The 20,063-nt window shown below is 69.8% G+C and carries 19 protein-coding genes; 5 read left to right on the top strand and 14 right to left on the bottom strand.

Translation table 11 applies throughout. The annotated features are described in order from the left end of the window. Position 1 precedes the first annotated feature (1 nt). Entirely contained in the window at positions 2-430 is a 429-nt protein-coding gene (locus H8N03_RS07595; protein ID WP_187075769.1) for a DUF3717 domain-containing protein, read from the bottom strand. A gap of 284 nt (positions 431-714) precedes the next feature. Here H8N03_RS07595 and H8N03_RS07590 point away from each other — a divergent pair, with 284 nt between their 5' ends. From H8N03_RS07590 to H8N03_RS07580, 3 genes are read left to right on the top strand one after another with little or no spacing between them, the layout of a single operon-like run. Further along, on the top strand, positions 715-1,398 hold the full coding sequence (locus tag H8N03_RS07590; protein ID WP_187075550.1) for a TerC family protein: 684 nt from the start codon (positions 715-717) through the stop codon (positions 1,396-1,398). An 11-nt stretch (positions 1,399-1,409) separates the two neighbouring features. Continuing rightward, positions 1,410-1,817, top strand: a complete 408-nt coding sequence (locus H8N03_RS07585; protein WP_187075549.1) for a hypothetical protein — start codon at positions 1,410-1,412, stop codon at positions 1,815-1,817. Positions 1,818-1,852: 35 nt separating this feature from the next. Beyond that, the gene (locus H8N03_RS07580; protein WP_187075548.1) at positions 1,853-2,209 is read left to right on the top strand and encodes a phage holin family protein; all 357 of its coding nucleotides are present in this window, start codon (positions 1,853-1,855) and stop codon (positions 2,207-2,209) included. Here H8N03_RS07580 and H8N03_RS07575 read toward each other — a convergent pair. Then, a complete protein-coding gene (locus H8N03_RS07575) occupies positions 2,177-3,619 on the bottom strand; it encodes a M48 family metalloprotease (RefSeq protein ID WP_187075768.1) in 1,443 nt (480 codons plus the stop codon). The genes H8N03_RS07580 and H8N03_RS07575 overlap by 33 nt on opposite strands. Positions 3,620-3,675: 56 nt before the next feature. After that, a complete protein-coding gene (gene tfpZ, locus H8N03_RS07570) occupies positions 3,676-4,473 on the bottom strand; it encodes a TfpX/TfpZ family type IV pilin accessory protein (protein WP_187075547.1) in 798 nt (265 codons plus the stop codon). Here tfpZ and moaC point away from each other — a divergent pair. After that, positions 4,472-4,960, top strand: a complete 489-nt coding sequence (gene moaC, locus H8N03_RS07565) for a cyclic pyranopterin monophosphate synthase MoaC (protein ID WP_187075546.1) — start codon at positions 4,472-4,474, stop codon at positions 4,958-4,960. The two genes, tfpZ and moaC, sit on opposite strands and share 2 nt — an antisense overlap. 47 nt (positions 4,961-5,007) lie before the next feature. Here moaC and H8N03_RS07560 read toward each other — a convergent pair whose 3' ends face one another. Together H8N03_RS07560 and H8N03_RS07555 are read right to left on the bottom strand one after the other, a co-directional pair. Further along, the gene (locus tag H8N03_RS07560) at positions 5,008-6,624 is read right to left on the bottom strand and encodes a PglL family O-oligosaccharyltransferase (protein WP_354005091.1); all 1,617 of its coding nucleotides are present in this window, start codon (positions 6,622-6,624) and stop codon (positions 5,008-5,010) included. Positions 6,625-6,631: 7 nt separating this feature from the next. Beyond that, positions 6,632-7,846 carry a glycosyltransferase gene (locus tag H8N03_RS07555; RefSeq protein WP_187075545.1) on the bottom strand — a complete coding sequence of 405 codons (1,215 nt, stop codon included), beginning with the start codon at positions 7,844-7,846 and terminating at the stop codon, positions 6,632-6,634. A 53-nt stretch (positions 7,847-7,899) separates the two neighbouring features. Here H8N03_RS07555 and H8N03_RS07550 point away from each other — a divergent pair, with 53 nt between their 5' ends. Continuing rightward, positions 7,900-8,952, top strand: coding sequence for a glycosyltransferase family 4 protein (locus H8N03_RS07550; protein WP_187075544.1), 1,053 nt, complete (start codon positions 7,900-7,902; stop codon positions 8,950-8,952). On the opposite strand, the gene H8N03_RS07545 is transcribed toward H8N03_RS07550, so the two are convergent. The 9 genes from H8N03_RS07545 to H8N03_RS07505 form a co-directional block, all read right to left on the bottom strand. Continuing rightward, a complete protein-coding gene (locus H8N03_RS07545) occupies positions 8,894-9,799 on the bottom strand; it encodes a glycosyltransferase family 2 protein (protein ID WP_187075543.1) in 906 nt (301 codons plus the stop codon). The genes H8N03_RS07550 and H8N03_RS07545 overlap by 59 nt on opposite strands. Then, positions 9,796-10,722 (bottom strand): glycosyltransferase family 2 protein, encoded by a 927-nt coding sequence (locus H8N03_RS07540; RefSeq protein WP_187075542.1) that lies wholly within the window; start codon positions 10,720-10,722, stop codon positions 9,796-9,798. Before H8N03_RS07540 ends, H8N03_RS07545 begins: the two co-directional genes overlap by 4 nt. After that, the gene (locus H8N03_RS07535; protein ID WP_187075541.1) at positions 10,722-11,906 is read right to left on the bottom strand and encodes a hypothetical protein; all 1,185 of its coding nucleotides are present in this window, start codon (positions 11,904-11,906) and stop codon (positions 10,722-10,724) included. Before H8N03_RS07535 ends, H8N03_RS07540 begins: the two co-directional genes overlap by 1 nt. After that, entirely contained in the window at positions 11,903-12,712 is an 810-nt protein-coding gene (locus H8N03_RS07530; protein ID WP_187075540.1) for a hypothetical protein, read from the bottom strand. The genes H8N03_RS07535 and H8N03_RS07530 overlap by 4 nt, the downstream gene beginning before the upstream one ends. Next, entirely contained in the window at positions 12,705-13,868 is a 1,164-nt protein-coding gene (locus tag H8N03_RS07525; protein ID WP_354005090.1) for a glycosyltransferase family 2 protein, read from the bottom strand. The genes H8N03_RS07530 and H8N03_RS07525 overlap by 8 nt, the downstream gene beginning before the upstream one ends. A gap of 105 nt (positions 13,869-13,973) precedes the next feature. Further along, entirely contained in the window at positions 13,974-14,450 is a 477-nt protein-coding gene (locus H8N03_RS07520) for a pilin (protein WP_187075539.1), read from the bottom strand. Between the two features lie 144 nt (positions 14,451-14,594). Next, positions 14,595-17,003 (bottom strand): GspE/PulE family protein, encoded by a 2,409-nt coding sequence (locus H8N03_RS07515; protein WP_187075538.1) that lies wholly within the window; start codon positions 17,001-17,003, stop codon positions 14,595-14,597. Then, complete coding sequence (locus H8N03_RS07510; RefSeq protein WP_187075537.1) at positions 17,000-17,791, bottom strand: 3',5'-cyclic-nucleotide phosphodiesterase; 792 nt, start codon at positions 17,789-17,791, stop codon at positions 17,000-17,002. The genes H8N03_RS07515 and H8N03_RS07510 overlap by 4 nt, the downstream gene beginning before the upstream one ends. Before the next feature lie 16 nt (positions 17,792-17,807). Beyond that, a complete protein-coding gene (locus tag H8N03_RS07505; protein WP_187075536.1) occupies positions 17,808-20,057 on the bottom strand; it encodes a CHASE2 domain-containing protein in 2,250 nt (749 codons plus the stop codon). Positions 20,058-20,063: the final 6 nt, after the last annotated feature.

Here is a 20,063-nt window from a genome sequence, read left to right as displayed (position 1 = left end):
GCTAGCGTTTCCCTGCCTCGGCCGCGCCTTCGGCGGCGCGTTCGGCGTAGCGGTTGAAGCGCCACGCATCGCCGTGCAGCGTGATGCGGCGCCAGACCTGGCGCTTCTCGGCGGGGCTCATCTCCGTCCAGCGCTGCACTTCCTCGAAGCTGCGCCCGCAACCCTTGCACTGCGCATCGCCCTGGCTGGTCGAGCAGATGGCGATGCAGGGGGTGTCCGGCTGGCTCTCGTACCAGGCCATCCATGCGGCGCGGGCCTTGGCCGGCAGGCTGCGCTCGTCCGCCTCGTCCTCGCGGTAGAAGACCATCAGCGCGTACACCTCGGCCAGCGCGCGCAGCTCGGGCGCGAGCGTGACGCCGTCCGGCGAGGGATGGCGCTCGCGCCAGAAGTTGATGGCGGCTTCGATGTCTGTGATGTGGATGCCGGCCATGGCGGGGAGGCGGGTACTGCGGATGGGCATCATAGCCCCGGAGGGGGTGCGTCCGCCGCGGTCTTGTGTTCTAATCCGCTCCAGCGAAGGGGAGTAGCTCCCGGTCGGTCCGTCGTCAATACGAAGCGCATGCTTCCGGCGGTCCGGGCAGTGCCTGTGAAGGCCTGCCGAGCAAGACCTTCGATCGGGCCCGGGCGGGCCCGGATCGAAGCATCCCGACGCTCCACCGCGCAGCTCCGATCCGTTCCCGTCCGGGCGAACACTGCCTGATCCGGAGCTTTTGCATGGAATTCATGTCCGCTGCCTGGTGGTCCGCCCTGCTGGCCATCATCCTCATCGACCTGGTGCTCGCCGGCGACAACGCGATCGTGATCGCGCTCGCCGCACGCAACCTCCCCGACCACCTGAAGAAGAAGGCGATCATCTGGGGGACGGTCGGTGCCATCGTCGTGCGTTCGGCGATGACGATCGGCGTGGTGTGGCTGCTGAAGATCCCCGGGCTCATGGGCGTGGGCGGCGCGGCGCTCCTGTGGATCGCCTACAAGCTGATCGCGGACGACAGCGGCGAGGACGAACACGGGCCCGTGGCCAGCACCTTCTGGGGCGCGATGCGCACCATCATCATCGCCGACGCGCTCATGGGCGTGGACAACGTGCTGGGTGTCGCCGGCGCGGCCCACGGCTCCTTCGACCTGGTGGTGATCGGCCTGCTGGTGAGCGTCCCGATCGTGGTGTTCGGCAGCACGATGGTGCTGAAGCTGGTGGAGCGCTTCCCCATCATCATCCAGGCCGGCGCCGCCGTCCTCGCCTTCACGGCCGCCAAGATGATCGTCAGCGAGCCGATGCTGCGCGATGTCTTCGACCCGAATGCCATCGCGCGCTGGAGCACGTATGCTCTGTGCATCGCCGGCGTGCTCGGTGCCGGCTGGCTCGCCAGCCGCGGCCGCCGCAGCAGCGCCCAGACCTGACTGGAGGCCGCATGGAGAAGGTGATCGTGTACCTGGACGACCCCGCCTACGCCCGGCAGCGCATGCCCGGTGGCGACGGGGCCCCGACCCACTGGCTGCTGGTGGCCTGCGCGCCGCGCATGACGCACCGCATCAGCAAGTGGGTCAGCCACTCCGCCCGCGAGAACTGGCGCGCCAAGTGGGCGGACCGCCTGTTCGAGCAGGTGATCCCGCAGCTGCAGGCACGCGGTGACACGGTCACTCCCATCCTGGCACGCGGCCCGCTGCCGGAACTCACCCGCACCCTGATGGCGGAACACGGCGAGACCCGCGTGCTGGACGTGCGACGTCCCAAGCAGGACCAGCCCGGCCAGGGCGGCAACTGGGCCTCCGGCACGATGATGAGCCTGGGCGCCCTGTTCCTCCTCGCCTTCGACTGAGGGCTCCGCGGGGCGCGGTGCTATGCTCCGCGCCCATGCTGAAGCTGATCGCGAAGTGGCTGCTCAGCGCCTCGGCGCTGCTGTTCGTGGCCTACCTGTACAGCGGCGTGGAGCTGCGGTCGTTCACGTCCGCCATGCTCGCGGCACTGGTGATCGGGCTGCTGAACGCGGTGGTCCGGCCGGTGCTCGTGCTGCTCACGCTGCCCGTCACGGTGCTGACGCTCGGCCTCTTCCTCTTCGTGATCAACGCTCTGGTCTTCTGGGCCGCCTCGGCCCTGCTCGACGGCTTCTTCGTGCGCGGCTTCGTCGCCGCGCTGGTCGGCTCGGTGCTGTACACCGTCTGCGGGATGGTGATCGAGTCAGCGCTCGAGCGACTGTTCGCGAAGAAGTGATTCCACCTGCCGCGCGCGGGTGTCGATGATCGAGGCCTCGATGTAGTCGCTGCGGTCCGTGGCCTTGCGCGCCATGTCCTGCGCGGCGCGGAAGCGGTCCATCGCCGCGCGGTAGTCGAGTTGCGCCACCCGCGCTTCCGCCTCGGCGCGGACGCCGCGCAAGGCCTGGCCCTGCTCCCCGTACGCTGCAGCGAGCAGCTGCCACGCAGCGGCATCGCGCGGTTGCGCGGCGACCCACGTCTGCAGGCGTTGCGCGGCATCGCGCGAGCGGCCCGTGTGGGTCCAGGCCTGCGTGGCGAGCAGGACCTCCGGCCGGCGATCGCTCGCCGGATCCACCAGCTGCAGCACGCGCGGCCAGTCCTGCTGCGCCTGCGCGATCTCCGCGGCGAGCAGGCGCGCGAGGCGCTGGCCCTCCGCATCGCCCGCGGCGGCGGTGTCGAGCCGCGAGAGCAGCTGGCGCGTGGTGGCGGCATCGCGCAGGCGCGCCGCCGACAGCGCGCCTGCGTAGAGCGCGCCCGCCTGGCGGGGGCGCGGCTGCGAGGCGAGGCCAGCCGACTCCGCCTCCGCCACCATGCCCCGCAAGGCGTCGACGCCGGCGTTGGAGATGACGCGCGCGCGGGCCGCGACCATCGCGTGCTCCAGCGTGGGCTGCACGGGCGCGCGCGCGGCGAGCTGCTGGCGCGCCTGCATGTCCGCCGCGCGTTCCGTCGTCATGGGGTGCGTGCGCAGGTACGGGTAGGCGCCGCTGTCGTTCAGGCGCGCGGCCTGCTGCAGCTTCTCGAACATGGACACGAAGCCTTGCGGCTCGAAGCCGGCGGCGGTCATGACGCCGAAGCCGATGCGGTCCGCCTCGCGCTCCATGTCGCGCGAGAAGTTCAGCGCCTGCTGCGCGCCCAGCCCCTGGCTGCCGGCGACGATGGCGCCGCCCATCTGCGGGTTCTTGCTGGCCGCCATCGCGCCCAGGATCATCGCCGCCACCATCCACGGCGCCTGCTGGTTCTGCTGCGTGACCATGCGCGAGATGTGGCGCTGCGTCACGTGGCTCAGTTCGTGGGCCAGCACGGAGGCGAGTTCGTCGCGGGTCGTGGTGACCGCGATCAGGCCCGAATGCAGCCCCAGCCAGCCGCCCGGGAGCGCGAAGGCGTTGACGCTGCGGTCCTTGCCGAGGAGCACCTGCCAGGCGAAGCGCTCGTCGAGTTCCGCAGTGAGTTCGCCGCGACCGCGCGCCGCGTCCAGCAGGGGCTGCCACAGGCGCTGCACGTACTCCACCAGGATGGGATCGTCGATGTAGTCCGGGTCCCGGTACAGCTCCCGCGCGATGCGCTCGCCGAGCTTGCGCTCGGCCGACGTGCCCATGTCGCCCGTGTCGCCCAGCTGCGGCAGCTGCGCGCGCACGGGCGCGGCTGCCATCACGAGGGCCAGGACGGCGGCGACCGGCGCACGCCAGCGCGGGAAGGGGAACAGGCTCAAAACGAATCCAGCGGGACGTAGCCGACGATCTCGGCGCTCTTCGCATCGAGCAGCACGGTCCATGCGACGGCCTGGCGCGCGATCAGCGGCAGGTACACCGTACCGGCGGCGTCCCGGCCGGCCTGGGACAGCGCCGCGTCGATGGCGGCCCCCTGCTGCGGGAAGCGCTGCTTCAGCTGCGACACGGGCCTGGCGGCCTGGAGCACCCGTGCGGTTCCGACCTCGTAGGGCTGCCAAAGTTCCGGCCGCATGGAGACCTGCAGCCCCTGCAGCGCCGCCATCGTGTATTCCCCCTGCTCCGCGGCATCGCGGAAAGGCCGCAGGACCAGGGGCGTGGGCCCGCCGAGCGGAGCCAGCGGGATGCCCGGCGGCACGGCCGCCTCGAGCTCGCGCGGGATGTCCACCTGGTGCACGACGCGGAAGCGGTCGTACTCGAACACCAGGTGCACGGGGCGCGCCTGGTGCACGGTCCACAGGCCGTAGGCGAGGCCCGCGAGCTGGAGGGCGACGATCACGGCGAGGTCGCGCCGCAGCTCGGCCCGGGGCTTGCTGCGCTGGAACACGATGAACGTGAGCAGCGGGCCCAGCACGATGTCGACGGCGACGACCAGCCGGAACAGCTCGCGGCCGCCGGAAAGCTCGTTGTAGGGCCAGGGATACCAGAAGGAGAACACGAGCAGCGCGGTGGCGATCGCCACGAGCACGCTCAGCACGAGGTGGATGCCCGCGGCCCGCAGGCGGGGCTTGAAGGCGAAGGCCGTATGATGTTCAGCGGAAAGCGATGGTTGCTGCATGAGTGGATTGACCCATTTCGACGCACAAGGACAGGCCCACATGGTGGACGTCGCGGCGAAGCCCGCGACGCACCGGGTCGCGGTCGCCCGGGGCCGTATCGAGATGCTAGCGGCTACGCTCGCGCTGATCCAGAGCGGCACTGCAAGGAAGGGTGACGTCCTGGGCATCGCGCGCATCGCCGGCATCCAGGGCGCCAAGCGCACGAGCGATCTGATCCCCCTGTGCCATCCCATCCCTCTCACCCGGGTGGCGGTGGAATTCGAGGTGCAGCCGGCGCAGGGCGACGGACCGGGCGCCGTGACCTGTACGGCGACGGCCGAGACCGTGGGCCCGACGGGCGTCGAGATGGAAGCGCTGACCGCCGTGAACGTTGCACTTCTCACGATCTACGACATGTGCAAGGCCGTGGATCGCGGCATGACGATCGCGGAAGTGAAGTTGCTGGAAAAGCACGGGGGGAAGTCGGGGAGCTACGTCGCGCCCTGAGCGGTGGGGTTCGCTCCGCTCACCGTCCCGGCGTTCCGCCGGCCACCCTACGGCGCCGCCAGCCCCTGCGCCCGCCGCCACGCCTCGTAGTCCGAAGGAAAGGCCGCGCGGTAGCGCGCGAGCAGCGCCACCGCCTCGTCGTCGCGCCCCAGCAGCGTCGCGCTCTCGATGGCGCGCTCGATCACCCGCGGCTCCGGCGAGTAGTGCAGCACGTCGAGGGCGAGGGCGTGCATGCGCTGCGCGTTCGCCCGCCCGGGCGTGTCCAGCGTGAGGTCCGCGAAGCGCGCCGGGCCGCGGAACAGCCAGGACTGCCGCGCGACCTGCAGCGTGTCGTCGGCCCAACGCTCCACCCGGCGCTCCGGCGGCAGGTAGATCTGGCTCACGCGGGTGTAGTCCCAGGCGGCATAGCCGGTGGCGGCCAGCAGCACGGCGGCGAGCGCGAAAGCAGGGGCCCGCGGCCGGGCGGGCGCGTCGAGCGCTTGCGGCCGCACCAGCAACCATCCGAGCGCCGCGCCGGAGGCGACCTGGAACGGCCCGTACCAGAGCGGGTACTCCAGCAGGCTGTGCAGGACGACCAGTGCCAGCAAGGCCCAGGCGAGCTGGCGCCGCGGCACCCCTTCCGACCACGGCCTCTGCCGCAAGGTCCAGATGACCGCGATCGCGCACACCAGCACCGCCGCCGGTACGCCGAGCTCCACGGCGACGTGCAGCGGCAGGCTGTGGGCGTTGTCCAGGATGTCGCAGAAGCGCGGGCCCGCGTAGAGCGTGGTGAAGTGCGCGAAATCCAGCTCGCCCCAGCCCCAGCCCGCGATCGGCTTCTGCGCGATCAGGTGCAGCACGTTGGACCAGAGCACCACGCGGCTGCTGCAGGGATTGCCGCCGCTCAGGCGCCCCCACAGCGTACGCGCCGGAGTGGCGCCCGTCGCCGCATCGAGCGCCACCGGCAGCAGCACCGTGGCCGCGAAGTACGCGATCGCGGCGACCGCGCACAGCTGCAGGCGCTCGCGCCGCGGGCCGGGCCACCAGGCCGCCAGCAGGGTGAGCACCAGGCCTTGCAGCAGCCCGGTGCGCGAGACGGAAGCCGCGCTGCCCGCCGCCAGCAGCACGAGCAGCGCCATTGCCGCGGCGCGGTGCAGCCGCAAGGTGCCGAACAGCACGATGGCACCCCCGATCCAGCACAGCGTGGCGTACTGGTTCGGCTGGCGCAGGTTCGCGTACGCCTCGCCCGCCTCCGCCGTGTTGCTCCAGGGGGCGAGCAGCGGCGACAGGCCGAAGTACTGCACGAGGCCCAGCACGGCACTCGCCGCGGCGGCGAACAGGAAGCCGGCCTGCATCCCCCGCGCGAGCTCCGGCACGGGCGCGAAGCCCGCGGCGAGCACCAGCAGCAGCAGCCCGCCGGCGAGCATCGCGACCTCCGGCCGCACGGGCAGGTGGGCGAGCGCGGCCCAGGCCACGAGCGCGAAAGCGATCACGGCGAGGCCGCGCGGAATCCTCGGCCGCGATGCGCCCGTGGCCGCGAGGATCCACAAGGCGATGCCGCACACCGCACTCGCCATCCAGGGCGTCGCCGAAGGCGAAGGCCCGCGCGAGAGCGGGTTGAGCCAGGGCAGCGCGGCCAGTGCGAAGGCCAGCGCCACGCGCCAGGACAGGGAGTCGCCCTTCACCGCCGGTTCACGCCAGGAGTTCGCGGGGCGGCGACTGCAGCCCGCCGCCGGGGACCAGCGCCGCTTCCACCGAAGAGGGATCGCGGCGCCACGCCGACCAGGCCTGTTCCACGATGGCGCGGAACCTGTCCCGGAACACGGCTTCGTCGAAGCCTTCCGCCCAACGGCGGCAGTCCCGCGGATCGACCGCGGCGCCGTCGAACGCCTCCACGGCCGCCTGCAGCGCGGCGGGCGTCTGCTCGTCGAACAGCAGGCCGGTGGGCCGCACCTCGGTGCGCAGGTCGCGCACCGTCTCGCGCGAGCCGCCCACGCCGTACGCGATCACCGGCGTGCCGCAGGCCTGCGCCTCCACCGGCGAGATGCCGAAGTCCTCGTGGGCCGCGAACAGGAAGGCGCGCGCGCTGCCCATCTGCTCCTGCACGACGGCATCGTCCTGGAACCCCATCAGCTGCACGTTGGGCGGGCACATGGCGCGCAGCCGCGGCATCTCCGGCCCGTCGCCGACGACCACCAGCTTGCGCGAGGGCATCGCGCGGAAGGCGGCGAGCAGCAGGTCGATGCGCTTGTACGACACGAGCCGCGACACGGTGACGTAGTGGTCGCCCTTCGCCGGCTCGTAGCGGAACCGGGACACCGACACCGGCGGGTACAGCACCTGCGCGACGCGCCTGTAGGTGCGCCAGATGCGCCGCTGCACGTGGCGCGAGTTGGCGAGGAAGAGGTCGACGTTGTTCGCGGTCTGCCGGTCCCACTGCCGCAGCCGGTGGAACATGTAGCGCGCGAGCAGCCCCTTCGCGCCCCGGTCGAGGCGGTAGTCGGCGAGGTACTCGTGGTGCAGGTCCCAGGCATAGCGCATGGGCGAATGCACGTAGCTCACGTGCATCTGTTCGGCCGTGGTGAGCACGCCCTTGGCGAAGGCATGCGAGCTCGAGACGATCACGTCCGCGCCGCGCAGGTCGTGCGTCTCCACCGCGAGCGGCGTGACCGGCAGGTAGTTCCAGAAGCGCGTGCGCGCCCACGGTGCCTGCTGCAGGAAGGTGGTGCGGATCGGCACGCCGCCGAACTTCGCGCGGTTGGCCTCGGAGAGGAAGTCGATGGTGGCGTGCAGCGCCGCCCCGGGCAGAGCCTGCAGCATGGCGCGCGTGACGTCCTCGGAGCCACCCCACTCGGTGAGCCACTCGTGGACGTAGCGGACCTGCGAATCGACGAGCGCGTGCGGCATCGGGACGAGATGCTATCAGGGGCTCCGGCATCGCAGCTACACTCGGCCCGCAAGTGCAGCCGCCCATCTACTTCGATCCTCGCTGGAACGGAAACCACGGCATCGGCCGGTTCTCGGCGGAACTGCAGGCCCGCTTGCCCGGCGTGGTGCCGCTGCGGATCGCCGGGCCCAAGCTGTCGCTCGTCGACCCCCTCGCCTCCTCCCTGGCGCTCGCCGGGCTGCGCGAAGGCTGCTTCCTGTCGCCGGGCTTCAACCCGCCCCTGCGCAGCCCGATCCCCTTCGCCTTCACGATCCACGACCTCGTGCACCTGCGCGTCCCGGCGGAATCGTCCGCGGTGCGCCGCCTGTACTACGCCAGCGTCGTGCGTCCCGCGACGCGCCGCGCGTGGCGCATCCTGACGGTGTCGGAGTATTCGAAGCAGGACATCGTCGAATGGTCCGGCGTCGACGCGGCGCGGGTCCACGTGGTGGGCAACGGCGTGTCGCCGGTGTTCGTGCCGGGCCCGGGGCGCGCGCAGCGCGAGCGCTTCTTCCTGCACGTCGGCCGAAGGGCGGGGCACAAGAACATCGAGGGGCTGCTGCGGGCCTTTGCGCAGTCCGGCCTGGCCGGCGAGTTCCGCCTGGTGTTCACCGGCGAACCCGACGCCTTCACGATGGACCACGTCCGCGCGCTCTCGCTGGGTGAATGGGTCCGCTTCTCGGGCCCCGTCGACGACGAGGCGCTGCTGGGCCTGTACCACCGGTGCACCGCGCTCGTGTTCCCGTCGCTGCACGAAGGCTTCGGCCTGCCGGTGGTGGAGGCGATGGCGACCGGGACACCCGTGGTGACGTCCACCACCACCTCGATGCCGGAGATCGCGGGCGAAGGCAACGCGCTGCTCGCGGACCCGCGCGCCCCCGAGGAGATCGCGCAGGCCCTGCGCCGCATCGCCGGCGATGCGCTGCTGTGGGACCAGCTCGCCGCGCGTGGGAGGGAGCGTGCCAGGGCCTTCACCTGGGAGCAGGTGAGCGAGCGGACGCAGCGCGCGCTGGGCCTGGGCGCCGGCCTCAGCGCAACCAGAGGCGGGGGGAAAACATCAGGCGCAGGACCAGGGCGGCGCGACTGAACTCGCCGTGCAGCACCCGGTCGCCGGCGACCGCGAACAGGCTGGCCCACACGATGGGGAGGTACTGCGGCCAGAACTTGCGCGTGACGCGCAGCCGGTTCACCACGCCGTGGTGCTCGGAGAGCAGCGACTTGTTCCGCACGCCGCCCTGCGACCCCGTGCTCGCGCCTTCCTTGTGCCGCAGCCGGCTGCGCAGCGCGATCACCGGACGCAGCCCATGGCGCCGCCCGCGCTCGACCCAGTCGATCTCCTCGTAGTAGAGGAAATAGCCGTCTTCCATGGGCCCCACGCGGTCCAGGTACGCGGCGCTCACGAGCAGGGAAGCTCCGACCGGGTAGTCCATCGCGAGACTGACGTCGTCGCGGGCGTCCGGGGCTTCCTTCGCGTGCACGCCGACCCCTAGCCATTTGAGGTAGCGCCCGCCGACGGCCTGCACCGGAGAGGGGGTGTCCCACTCCAGCAGCACCGATCCGACGAGCCCCGCATCCGGTACCTGCCGGTGCGCGTCGAGCAAGGCCCGCAAGGCCCCGGGCAGGGCGCAGAGGTCGTTGTTCAGCAGCCAGAACCAGCGCGCCTGCGTGTGCCGGCGCGCCCAGGCGACGCCCGCGTTCAGGCCGCCCGCGTAGCCGAGGTTCTGCGGCAGGACAAGGAGGTGCACGCCTTCGCTTCCGACGAGGGCGTCGCGCAGTTGCGTCGCGGATCCATCGGTCGAGCCGTTCTCGCATACGACCACCAGGCCCGGCGGTTCCTCCAGGGCGAGCAGGCTTGCGACGCAACCGACCGTGTCCCGCCAGCCGTTCCAGTTCACGACGACGGCGCAGACGTCGCGGGTGTGCACTTCGCTCATGCGCGCGGCCCGAAGCGGCGCGCGGCGAAATCGGCCAGGCCCTGCAGCATCGCGCCGAGTTTCGCGAGCCGCTGCTCTTCGAGCAACAGCACGAACACGCTCACTGCCGCGAGGGTGGCCAGGGCGCGCGCGCACAGGACCGGGTCGAACAACAGGTGGCGGCCGAACACCTCGAGCTGGTTGCGCGTCATGTAGTAGCGCCGCAGCGGGCTGTGGTGGGTGGCCACCGTGCGTCGGCCGAGGATGTTGTGGACGCGTGATGCCCCGAGGGAATGCGGCATCAGCACTGCGGGTACCTCCACGACCCGCCAGCCGTGCCGCCGGCTCCGCAGGCAGAACTCGTGGTCGATGCAGTCGATGAAGAGCCGCTCCTCGAAGAGCCCGAGCTGCCGGAGGGTTGCGCAGCGCACCAGGCTGCCGGAGGTGATGGTGGTGCGCAGTTCGCGCCACCGCGCTCCCTCCTGCAGGACGTCCGACGGGTGGTGGTACGCGCGCCCGGTACCGCGGTCCGCGTGCGACACCGCCAGGATCGCAATGGAAGCAGGTGCGGGATGGGTCTCCGCCGCATCCAGCAGGCTCTGCACAGCTGCGGCGGGCACGAGGCTGTCCTGGTCGAAAGTGGCGAGCCACGTGGCGCCCCGGGCGAGCGCGAGTTCCGCGCCCTGGTTCAGCGCCGCAGCGAGGCCCCGGTTCGCCGCGTTGCCGACGAACTCGCAGCCGGTCGCCTCGCAAACCTCGCGGATGGCCGCTGCCTGGCTTGAACCGTTGTCCACGACGATGGCCTGCGCGACCTGCTCCCGGATGGCGAGCAGGTGCGCGTGCAGTTCTGGGCCAGGGTTGAACGTGACCACCACCGCGACCACCAGCGGCGCACACGCCGGCGTACCGCCGGAGGTCCGGTCGCCGGCCGCTGCGTCGTCCATCAACGCGCCCCGGTCCTCCACGCTCCGTCCGAGCGCACGCCCATGCAATCGAGCTGTACCTCGCCGGCGAGCAGTTCCGCGGACTTCCCGACGCGGACCGGGTTCAACGCCCGCCAGAAGTGATACCAGACCTCGCCGTTGTCCAGCACGTAGGCGCGCGTCTGGGAGGAGTAGTTGCGCACCCACCCATCGCTCAATCGCCGCAACTGCATTTCCCCCTGGGGAAAGAACCGGGGGCACAGATCACCCAGCTTGGCAAGTGCGTCCTGGACCTGCGCCGGAACGGGCGGGGTCTGGTTCGACGCCGCGGATGCGACCGTCGGGTCATAGACGACCGGGCAGGTCCAGAACCCGAGCTTGGGCGGGGGTCCTTCCTGGGGCCCCCGGTCCCGCAAGGCCATGAACAGCAGGCCCGGGGAGTCGAAATAGCGGCACTGGCCCTGCACGCGAAGTTTGCGCGGGGCGATCAAGCGGTTCCATGCGGCGATCACCTCCGCATTCGGCGTTCCATCGGGTCGGCTCGCCCAAGGCAGCGAAGGCGTGATCACCTTGACGGGCCCTTCCGCAGCCGCCTGCCTGAGGAAAGCGTCGGTGCGCTCTGCGGCGAGCGTCGTCACGGGTTCGGTGTACAGGTTGATCCAGCGCGTGCCGGCCGGGAATTGAGGTGCGATCAGCGAGTACGTGAGCAGCGACAAGCTCCCGTACGTGGTCGGCGGAGCGTCCTTCTCCTCGGGGCCGAGGTTCACCTCGAAGTAGCTGCCGTCCTTCCAGTGCATCACCGTCCAGGTGTTCCAGGGCGGCTGCTGCGAAAGGACGAATGCCTGTCCGGCCAGCAGCCCCACCGCCAAGGTGGCGCGGAAGGCGCGCGTCAGCGGCAAGGCGCAGACCAGGCCCACCGCGAGCGGCCCCGCGACCACGAGCAGCGGTATGAAGTAGCGTCCATTGCCGGTGCTCGCCAGCCAGGTGATGGTGGACACCAGCAGCACGCCCAGCATTGCGAACAACGCACTCCGGCCGGGGCCGAGGCGACGCCAGGCGAACAGGGCGACCGCAGCCAGGATCACGATCGCCGCGAAGCGGATGTCCGGCGCGGGGATCTCGACGTACACGTTTGCGTCCGGCGCAGCCATGTCGAAGAAACGCAGGAGCGCCTGCGGGAGCGTGTCGGGCTGGAAGCGGATCATGGCTGCCAGCCCAGGAACGCGCGCATGGGCTCGAACACGCCGTCATACAACGGGTACATGGGATTGCCGAAGTGGGTCCAGAGTTGCCAGCCCCAGTAGCCGTAGCACGCCACGAACCCCGCGAGCAGGGCACATCCGGCGACGATGCAGCGTCCCGCGCGCGCAGGCAGCGACCCGCCGGTCCATAGCCAGAGCACCGGCAAGGCGACGACCAGAAAGCCGTTGCTCAGCTTGAATGCCAGCGCGACGCCGGCAAGCGCCCCGGACAACACCGCGCCACGCAACGCGGAGGCCTTCGGGTCCGCGATGGGCTGCAGTGCGAGCGCGTACGCCCACAGCAGCGGGATACTCGCCAGCAGGTCGTTGGCGGTGGTGTCGAACAGGGACAACACCAGGCCACTCATGAACGCAAGCGCCACCGCGATGGTGCGCATGCCGGCAGCGAACATGTCCTCGCCCGGGATCGTCGCGCGTGCGATGAGCCATACGGGGGGGATGGCCAACGCATGCAGGAGCGCCAGGACCATCCCCGCCGTGGCGCCGCTCACGCCCGACATCGCGAGTTTGTAGAAAGGCCAGTACAGGTACGGGAACTGGTAGGACTGGTACGCGGCGGCAACGTAGTCGCGGTCGAAACGCGGGTGCTCGGCCGTCCATCCCAGGTAGATGTGGTGGTTCAGCGCGTCCCAGCTGATTCCCAGGTAGCCAAGCCACAGGGGAATGGCCACGAAGGCGAGCGTGCCGGCCAGGCACACAAGCCACCCCTCGCGCCGCAGCACCCAGCGTGTCGTGTCCGTCTCACGCATCCCGCTTCTGCCTTCCCGTCCGCCAGGCCAGCTCGACCGCGGCCGCGAACAGCGTTCCGGCGACCGCCTGCATGCCGATGATCATGAGGGTGACTGCGGGAATCGCGGCCCGCATGCCCTCGGTGGGCGGTAGCGGGCCGAACCCGGAGCCCCCCCAACGCTGCAAGAGTCCGACGGACCACAGCAGTCCGATCGCGAACAGCCCCAGTCCGACCACGAGTCCGAATTCCAGCTTGAGGAGGGGCTGAGAGCGGCGCAGCCAGGCGGGCGGTGGCACGATGCCGGAGAGCACCCCAAGCCACTTCGTGAGAACCGCCAGCTGCACCAACTGCACACCGAGCACCATCGCGCCCGCCATGTAGAGCAGCGTGTGGATCCGTACGTCTTGCCCATCGTGGCCCAGCGGCTGCTGGAGCCAAGTGAAGCCGAGGAGTCCCGCCACCGCAAGCAGGACGCCGGGATAGAGGAACAGCCAGCGCGGGCAGAACAGCAGCAGGAACTTGAGGTGCCGCCAGCCGTCGCGCCAGGTGCGCAGGTGGGGCGGGCGGTCACGGCCGTCGGGGCGCAGCCGGGTCGGCACCTCGGCGATCGGCAGTCCTGCAAGGGCCGCCTTGGCCACCATCTCGCTCGCGAACTCCATCCCGGTGCTCACGAGGCCCAGGGAGCTCACCGAATCCCGATGGAAGCCGCGGATGCCGCAATGGAAGTCGCCGATGTCCGTGCGGAAGAACAGCCGGCCGATGAAACTCAGGACGGGGTTGCCCAGGTAGCGGTGCAGGAAGGGCATGGCGCCCTCGTCGATGCCGCCGCGGAAGCGGTTGCCCATGACGAGCCGGTCACCGGAGCGAAGCCGCTCCACGAAGCCGTCGAGGTTGGTGAAATCGTAGCTGCAGTCCGCGTCGCCCATGATCACGTACTGACCGCGGGCCGCCGCGATGCCGCCGAGCAGCGCGGCACCGTAGCCGCGCTGGGGCACCGGGACCACGCGCGCGCCGGCCGCTTCCGCGATCTCGCGCGAGCCGTCGGTGGAGCCGTTGTCGGCCACCACCACCTCGCCTGAGGTCCCGGACCGCGCCAGGTAGTCGCGGGCGGCGCGGACGCACTGGCCCACCGTACGCGCCTCGTTGAGGCAGGGCATCAGGATCGTCAACTCCACCTCGGGAAGTGTACGGGAAGCCTCTTCCGCCACTTCCGGGGCGCGTTGCCCGGAGCCCACGTAAAAAAGGGGCCGGACGGCCCCTTCTTGCATCTGCATGGCAGATCAGCCGCGGCAGGAACCGGGCAGGTACTTCGGGGGCGTGGTGGTGCCCAGCGCCGTGCTGCCACAGAGCCAGCGGTTGATGGTCTGCGCGCTGTTGGTATAGGTCATCGCGCCGCCGCCGGAGTCGGCCGGGACCAGGGACACGGTGGTGCCGTTCAGGTCGCTGGCGATTTCGGTCGGGGTGACGAAGATGCGGCCGTTGGCGTCGGTCAGCACGCGGAACACGTACTTGGACGCAGCCTGGGTCGTCGACTCGCAGCCCCAGGAGTTCGGGGTCATGGAGACGGACGTACCGGACTGGTACACCTCGGTGATGGTGGTGCGGCAGGCGGACGCCGCGAGGATCACCTCGGACATCTTGGCGCGCTTGGTGTAGTCCTGGTACGCGGGCAGGGCCACGGCAGCCAGGATACCGATGATCGCGACCACGATCATCAGTTCGATCAGGGTAAAGCCCTGTTGGAGTTGACGCTTCATTGAGTACCTCCGGGTTGATGAAGAAGCGAGGAGGTAGTGCAAGCGGTGTGCCAACCTGGTTTCGTGAACTTTTGCGCACCCCAAGGGGTGCTTTACTGGATGTCGCCGACGTAAACCGTCGTTTCGGCTGACAAATTTGGTCGGTTAGCGGATGCACACGGACCGAACCTGCTTCAGGTCGGTCAGGCCCATGAGGATCTTTTCCATGCCGTCCATCTTCAGCGTGCGCATGCCGCCGGCGACGGCGGCCACGAAGATGTCCGCCACGCGGGCGCGTTCCTGGATCAGGCGTTTGATCTCGTCGTTGGCCACCAGCAGTTCATGCAGGCCGACGCGGCCCTTGTAGCCCGTCTTGTTGCACTTGTCGCAGCCGACGGCGCGATAGAACTTCAGCGAGCCGTCCTCGCCGTATTCGTCCACCCAGGCCTCGTACAGCTTCTGCGCCTCGCCGCCCGGGTCGTCCTTCCAGGCCTGCGTGTTCTTCAGGTCCAGCGAGTACTCGGAGATGAAGCTGCGCAGTTCCTCGTGCGAGGGCGCGTAGTGCTCCTTGCAGTCGCACAGGCGCTTGGCCAGGCGCTGCGCGAGGATGCCCAGCAGCGCATCGGCGAAGTTGAACGGGTCCATGCCCATGTCCAGCAGGCGCGTGATGGACTCCGGCGCGGAGTTCGTGTGCAGCGTCGAGAACACGAGGTGGCCGGTGAGCGAGGCTTCCACGCCCATGGCCACCGTTTCCTTGTCGCGCGACTCGCCGACCATGATGATGTCCGGGTCCGCGCGCAGGAAGGCGCGCATCACCATCGCGAAGTCGATGCCGGCCTTCTTGTTCACCTGCACCTGGCGCAGGCCCTTCTGCGTGATCTCGACCGGGTCTTCCGCGGTCCAGATCTTGGTCTCGGGCGTGTTGAGGAACTTCAGCACCGAGTGCAGCGTCGTCGTCTTGCCGGAGCCGGTGGGGCCGCACACGTAGAACAGGCCGTAGGGCTTGCTCACGGTCGCCTCGAGGTTCTCGCGGTTGTGCGGCGTGAGTCCCAGCTTCTCCAGCGGGATCGGCTCGCCGGCGGCGAGGATACGCATCACCACGTCCTCGACGCCGCCGGCGGAGGGGATGGTGGCCACGCGCAGCTCGATGTCGAGCGGCCCGAAGCGCTTGAACTTGATCTTGCCGTCCTGCGGCTTGCGCTTCTCGGAGATGTCGAGGTCGCACATGATCTTCAGGCGCGTGACCAGCGCCTGGCGGAAGTGCGCGGGCACCTCCACATAGGGCATGAGCGAGCCGTCGATGCGGAAGCGGATGCCGGTCTTGGCCTTGCCCGGCAGCGGCTCGATGTGGATGTCCGAGGCGCGCTGGTGGTAGGCGTCGATGATGATCTTGTTGACGAACTTGACCAGCTCGTTGTCCGCCGCGGCGGATTCGAGCGTGGAGCCGTCCTCGCCTTCGTCGTCCAGCGGCGCGTTGAGGTCGGCGAGCAGTTCCTCGACCGACTGGCCGCTGTCCTGCGAGCCCCAGAGCTGGTTGAGCGTCTGGTTGAAGTCGCTCTGCGTCGTGACGCGCCAGGCGATCTTCGCGTTGCGCGGGAAGACCTGCGGCACGATGCGCGAGCCGCGCACGGCCTCCGGGTCGAGGCACATCACGACCAGTCCCTCGGGGCCTTCCTCCAGCGGGATCCAGCCCTGCTCCATCACGAACTCGGGCTTCAGCTGCCCCTGCAGCGCCTCGACGCGGATGCGCCCGGGGTTCGATGCCTCGTAGGGCACGCCGAAGAACTTCGCGAGCGACGCGCCGATCTGCGCCGGCTTGATGGAGTAGTCGTCCATCAGCACCTCGTCGACCGGGATCGCGTCTTCGCGCGCCTTCAGCACCGCCGCCTGCAACTCCTCGTGCGTGAGCACGCCGTCGGCGATCAGGCCGTCGTACTTGGTGGCCTTGCGGCGCGCGCCGTCGGCCTCGCGCTGCATGCGCTGGTGGATGGCCGTGGCGAGCGTCTTGCAAAGCTGCGTCGCGCCCTCGACCTCGAGGTCGCCGAAGGGCTGGTCGCTCTTGTTGTTGATCACCTGCAGCACGCCGTGCAGCACGGTGCCGTCGAGGATGGGCACCACCAGCATCTGCTTGGTGCGGTAGCCGGAGCGCTTGTCCACTTCCTTCAGGAAGGACAGGCTCGGGTGGATGCGCTTGAGGGCCTCGTCGTCGTAGACGTCGGAGATGTTCACCATCTCCCTGGAATGCGCGACGTAGCCGGCGATGGACTGCGCGCTGATCGGCAGCTTCAGGTCGCGGCTCGTGTTCAGGCCGGTCTTGACCTTGGAGACGATGGCGCTGCGGTCCTCGTTGACGGCGTACAGCGTGAGGCGGTCGGCGTTGAACAGCTTGCAGATGTCCTGGCTCGCCTCGAGCATGATCTCGTCGATGTGCTCGGTGGCGTGGATGCGCGTGGTGACGGCCTGCAGCTGGCGGAAGAACAGCGCCTCGAAGGACACGCCGCGCTTCTCGGGCGGCAGCTGTTGCGAGGAGAGAAATTCCTGCTCGCTGTCGCGGTTCTTCAGCACTGCGCTCATAGGTCGAATTCCTGGCCCGCGCGCAGCCAGCGGATGTCATGGCTCACGTCCGGCCCGAACGGCTGCGTCTGGTCGAACCGCTGGATCTCCGTCATGATCAGCTCGGTCTCCGCCGGCTTGGTGTGCGTGATGAAGATCGGGAAGGTCTTGTTCTTGTCGATGCAGTCCAGCTCCTCGGCGAGGACCTGCGGCGAGAGGTGGAGGCTGCGCTTCGCGAGGTCGATCTCGCGGTTGGAGAAGGCGGTCTCGATCACGAGGGCGGCGACATCGAGCTGGTTCAGGCGGCGCCAGAACGCGGGGTTGCGCTCCGTGTCGCCGGTGAACACCCAGCAGCCGCCGCCCGCCGTCACCGCGTAGCCGCAGGCCGGGACCGTGTGCACCGCGGGCAGCACCTCGATGGCCTTGCCCTGGAGCTCCAGCACCTGGCCGACCTGGATCTCGTGGAAGGCGACGAAGGGTGCCTGCGGCGAGGGGATGCGGCTGAAGTCGGGCCAGATCACGTTGTTGAACACGTGCGTCTTGAGCGCGGCGATGGTGCCGGGCAGCGCGTGCACGTGGATCGGCTCGTCCAGCTGCGAGGCGACGGAGTCGATCATCAGCGGCAGGGCCGCGACGTGGTCCAGGTGGGAATGCGTGAGGAGGACGTGGCGCACGCCGCGCATCTCGTCCAGCGAGAGGTCGCCGACGCCCGTGCCGGCGTCGACCAGCAGGTCGCCGTCGATCAGGAAGGACGTGGTACGGCAGTCCTTCGCGATCGCGCCGGAACAGCCCAGCACCCGCACCCTCATCTCGCGCGCCCTCTCTCTATTTCGTCTCGAAATTGGTCGCGCCGTCCCAGCCCGGGTCGAAAGGCAGCAACCTCATGGAGGCTACACGTTCGGAGTACAGGTCGTAAAGGTACTTTTTGGCGCCCAGCCGGTGGAGGTTGAGCAGCTGCAGGTCGCACTGGTCCCAGTCCTGCGCGCGGTACGCCTTGAGGAACGCCGCCCAGGTCTTGAGCTCGTCGGACGTGGATTTTTCCAGCTCCCGGGCGACAGCCACGGGGTAGAAGATGCCCACCGCCTGCTCCTTGCCCTTCACGCGCACGCGGTCCAGCTCCTGCCAGGCGAACTCGCGCGCCTGCTGGCGCGCGGACTCGCTCACCACGATGTCGACGCCGTAGACCTTGGACAGGCCTTCGAGGCGGGAGCCCAGGTTCACCGCGTCGCCGATCACCGTGTAGCTGCGGCGGATGTCGGAGCCCATGTCGCCCACGCACATGGTGCCGGTGTTGATGCCGACGCCGACCCCGATCTCCGGAATGCCCTTGGCGCGGTGCTCCGCGTTGATCTCGTGCACGGCCCGCGACATCTCCATCGCGGACTTCACCGCCAGCTCCGCGTGGTTGGGCGTGTCCACGGGCGCGCCCCAGAAGGCCATGACGCAGTCGCCCATGTACTTGTCGATGGTGCCGCGGTTGGCGCGGATGATGTCCGTGAGGCGGCTGAAGACGGCGTTCAGCAGCTCCTGCAGCTGCGTGGGCTCCATCTTCTCGGACATCTTGGTGAAGCCCCGCATGTCGCAGAACATGACGGTCAGCTCCTTGCTCGCCGCCTTCATGCTGTAGCTGTCCGGGTCCTTCACCATCTCGTCGACCAGCTCCGGCGGCACGTAGGTGCCGAACAGGTTGGCCAGCTCGCGCTTGCTGCGGCTCTCGACGAAGTAGCCGTAGCTCATGTTCAGCGCGAACGCGAGGCCCGCCATCACCAGCCCGCCCGCCAGCGGCATCACGAGGCCGTACGACGCGAACAGCCAGTAGTTCAGTGCGAGCAGCAGGGCGACCACGCCGACGCTCACCAGCACGGCGACCGTGGCGGAGAGCAGCGGCAGCAGGAAGGCGAGGGCCAGGCCGGCGACCAGCAGCACCACGACTTCGTAGCCCACGGCGTAGTCCGGCTTGACGTACAGCCGCCCTTCCATGAGCCCCGAGATCAGGTTGGCGTGCATCTCCACGCCGGGGTAGGTCTCCGCCACCGGCGTCACCCGCAGGTCCAGCAGGCCGGGCGCGGTGGTGCCCACCAGCACGATCTTGTCCTTCAGCTCGCCGGGGGCCAGGCGCTTCGCGAGCAGGTCCGAGGCCGACACGTAGCGGAAGGACTTGCCCGCCGGCCCGCCCGGACCGCGGAAAGGCACGAGCGTCGCCACCTTGTCGTCCACGGGGATCGCGAGGCGGCGTTCGCCGAGCTTCAGCACGATGCTTTCCAGCCCGCCGTAGCTGCGGCTCACGAAGCGGTCGCGCGGGAAGCCGGGCTCCACCGTCGGCTGGCCCGCCATCACGCGGAACATGGCGAGCGCGAGCGACTCGTAGTAGGCGCCGCCGTGCTCCGCCACCAGCGGGATCGAGCGCACCACGCCGTCGGTGTCGGTGATGGAGTTGAAGTAGCCCGCCACCGGCGCCGCCTGCGCGAGCTGCGGGATGTTGGAGCCGTAGCCGTCGAAGCTGTAGAAGGAGATCGGCCGGCCCTGCAGGTTCTCGCGCTGGAGCACCGGCTTCGGCAGCACGCCGCTCTTGCGGCCGTCGCGGTCGCTCGTGAGGTAGTAGCCGAGGACGACCGGGCGCTTCTCCAGGGCGTGCGCGAAGGCGGCGTCGTAGTCGAGGCTGGATTGCAGCTGCGCCAGGCGCTGCTGGAAGCCCGCCGTCTCCTTCAGCTCGCCTTCGGCGAGTTCACGCAGGCGGCGCAGGCCGGAGGAGTCGTCGGGCTCCGCGAACACCACGTCGAAGCCGACGATGGACGCCTGCTGGCGGTCGAACAGCTCGTCGATCATCACCGCCAGCTTGTTGCGCGCCCAGGGCCAGCGGCCCACTTCCGCGAGGCTCTTCTCGTCGATGTCGACGATCACCACGCGCGGGTCCAGCGTGCGCGGCATGGCCGCGCGCAGCCGCGCGTCGTAGAGGACGGCGTCGAGCCGGGTCAGGAAGCCGACGGGCAGAGCGCCGATGGCGTGCAGCAGCGCGAACACCAGCGGAGCCAGCGTGATCGCGATGCGCGGCCAGTGCCGGGCGAGCGTCCCCATGCGGCG

The organism is Ramlibacter cellulosilyticus (genome assembly GCF_014297465.1).
In the GTDB taxonomy this organism is placed as follows: Bacteria; Pseudomonadota; Gammaproteobacteria; order Burkholderiales; family Burkholderiaceae_C; genus Ramlibacter; species Ramlibacter cellulosilyticus.
Note: the sequence above shows the minus strand (reverse complement) of the source record. Positions and strands in the feature narration are given on the sequence as shown.

Bases quoted from the DNA above. Each gene is read 5' to 3' on its own strand.
- tfpZ (WP_187075547.1), bottom strand. From the start codon at position 4,473: ATGCAGCAACCATCGCTTTCCGCTGAACATCATACGGCCTTCGCCTTC.
- H8N03_RS07595 (WP_187075769.1), bottom strand. From the start codon at position 430: ATGGCCGGCATCCACATCACAGACATCGAAGCCGCCATCAACTTCTGG.
- H8N03_RS07590 (WP_187075550.1), top strand. From the start codon at position 715: ATGGAATTCATGTCCGCTGCCTGGTGGTCCGCCCTGCTGGCCATCATC.
- H8N03_RS07555 (WP_187075545.1), bottom strand. From the start codon at position 7,846: ATGCCGCACGCGCTCGTCGATTCGCAGGTCCGCTACGTCCACGAGTGG.
- H8N03_RS07505 (WP_187075536.1), bottom strand. From the start codon at position 20,057: ATGGGGACGCTCGCCCGGCACTGGCCGCGCATCGCGATCACGCTGGCT.
- H8N03_RS07575 (WP_187075768.1), bottom strand. From the start codon at position 3,619: ATGGCAGCCGCGCCCGTGCGCGCGCAGCTGCCGCAGCTGGGCGACACG.
- H8N03_RS07530 (WP_187075540.1), bottom strand. From the start codon at position 12,712: ATGCGTGAGACGGACACGACACGCTGGGTGCTGCGGCGCGAGGGGTGG.
- H8N03_RS07515 (WP_187075538.1), bottom strand. From the start codon at position 17,003: ATGAGCGCAGTGCTGAAGAACCGCGACAGCGAGCAGGAATTTCTCTCC.
- H8N03_RS07545 (WP_187075543.1), bottom strand. From the start codon at position 9,799: ATGAGCGAAGTGCACACCCGCGACGTCTGCGCCGTCGTCGTGAACTGG.
- moaC (WP_187075546.1), top strand. From the start codon at position 4,472: ATGAGTGGATTGACCCATTTCGACGCACAAGGACAGGCCCACATGGTG.
- H8N03_RS07510 (WP_187075537.1), bottom strand. From the start codon at position 17,791: ATGAGGGTGCGGGTGCTGGGCTGTTCCGGCGCGATCGCGAAGGACTGC.
- H8N03_RS07520 (WP_187075539.1), bottom strand. From the start codon at position 14,450: ATGAAGCGTCAACTCCAACAGGGCTTTACCCTGATCGAACTGATGATC.
- H8N03_RS07585 (WP_187075549.1), top strand. From the start codon at position 1,410: ATGGAGAAGGTGATCGTGTACCTGGACGACCCCGCCTACGCCCGGCAG.
- H8N03_RS07580 (WP_187075548.1), top strand. From the start codon at position 1,853: ATGCTGAAGCTGATCGCGAAGTGGCTGCTCAGCGCCTCGGCGCTGCTG.
- H8N03_RS07535 (WP_187075541.1), bottom strand. From the start codon at position 11,906: ATGATCCGCTTCCAGCCCGACACGCTCCCGCAGGCGCTCCTGCGTTTC.
- H8N03_RS07540 (WP_187075542.1), bottom strand. From the start codon at position 10,722: ATGGACGACGCAGCGGCCGGCGACCGGACCTCCGGCGGTACGCCGGCG.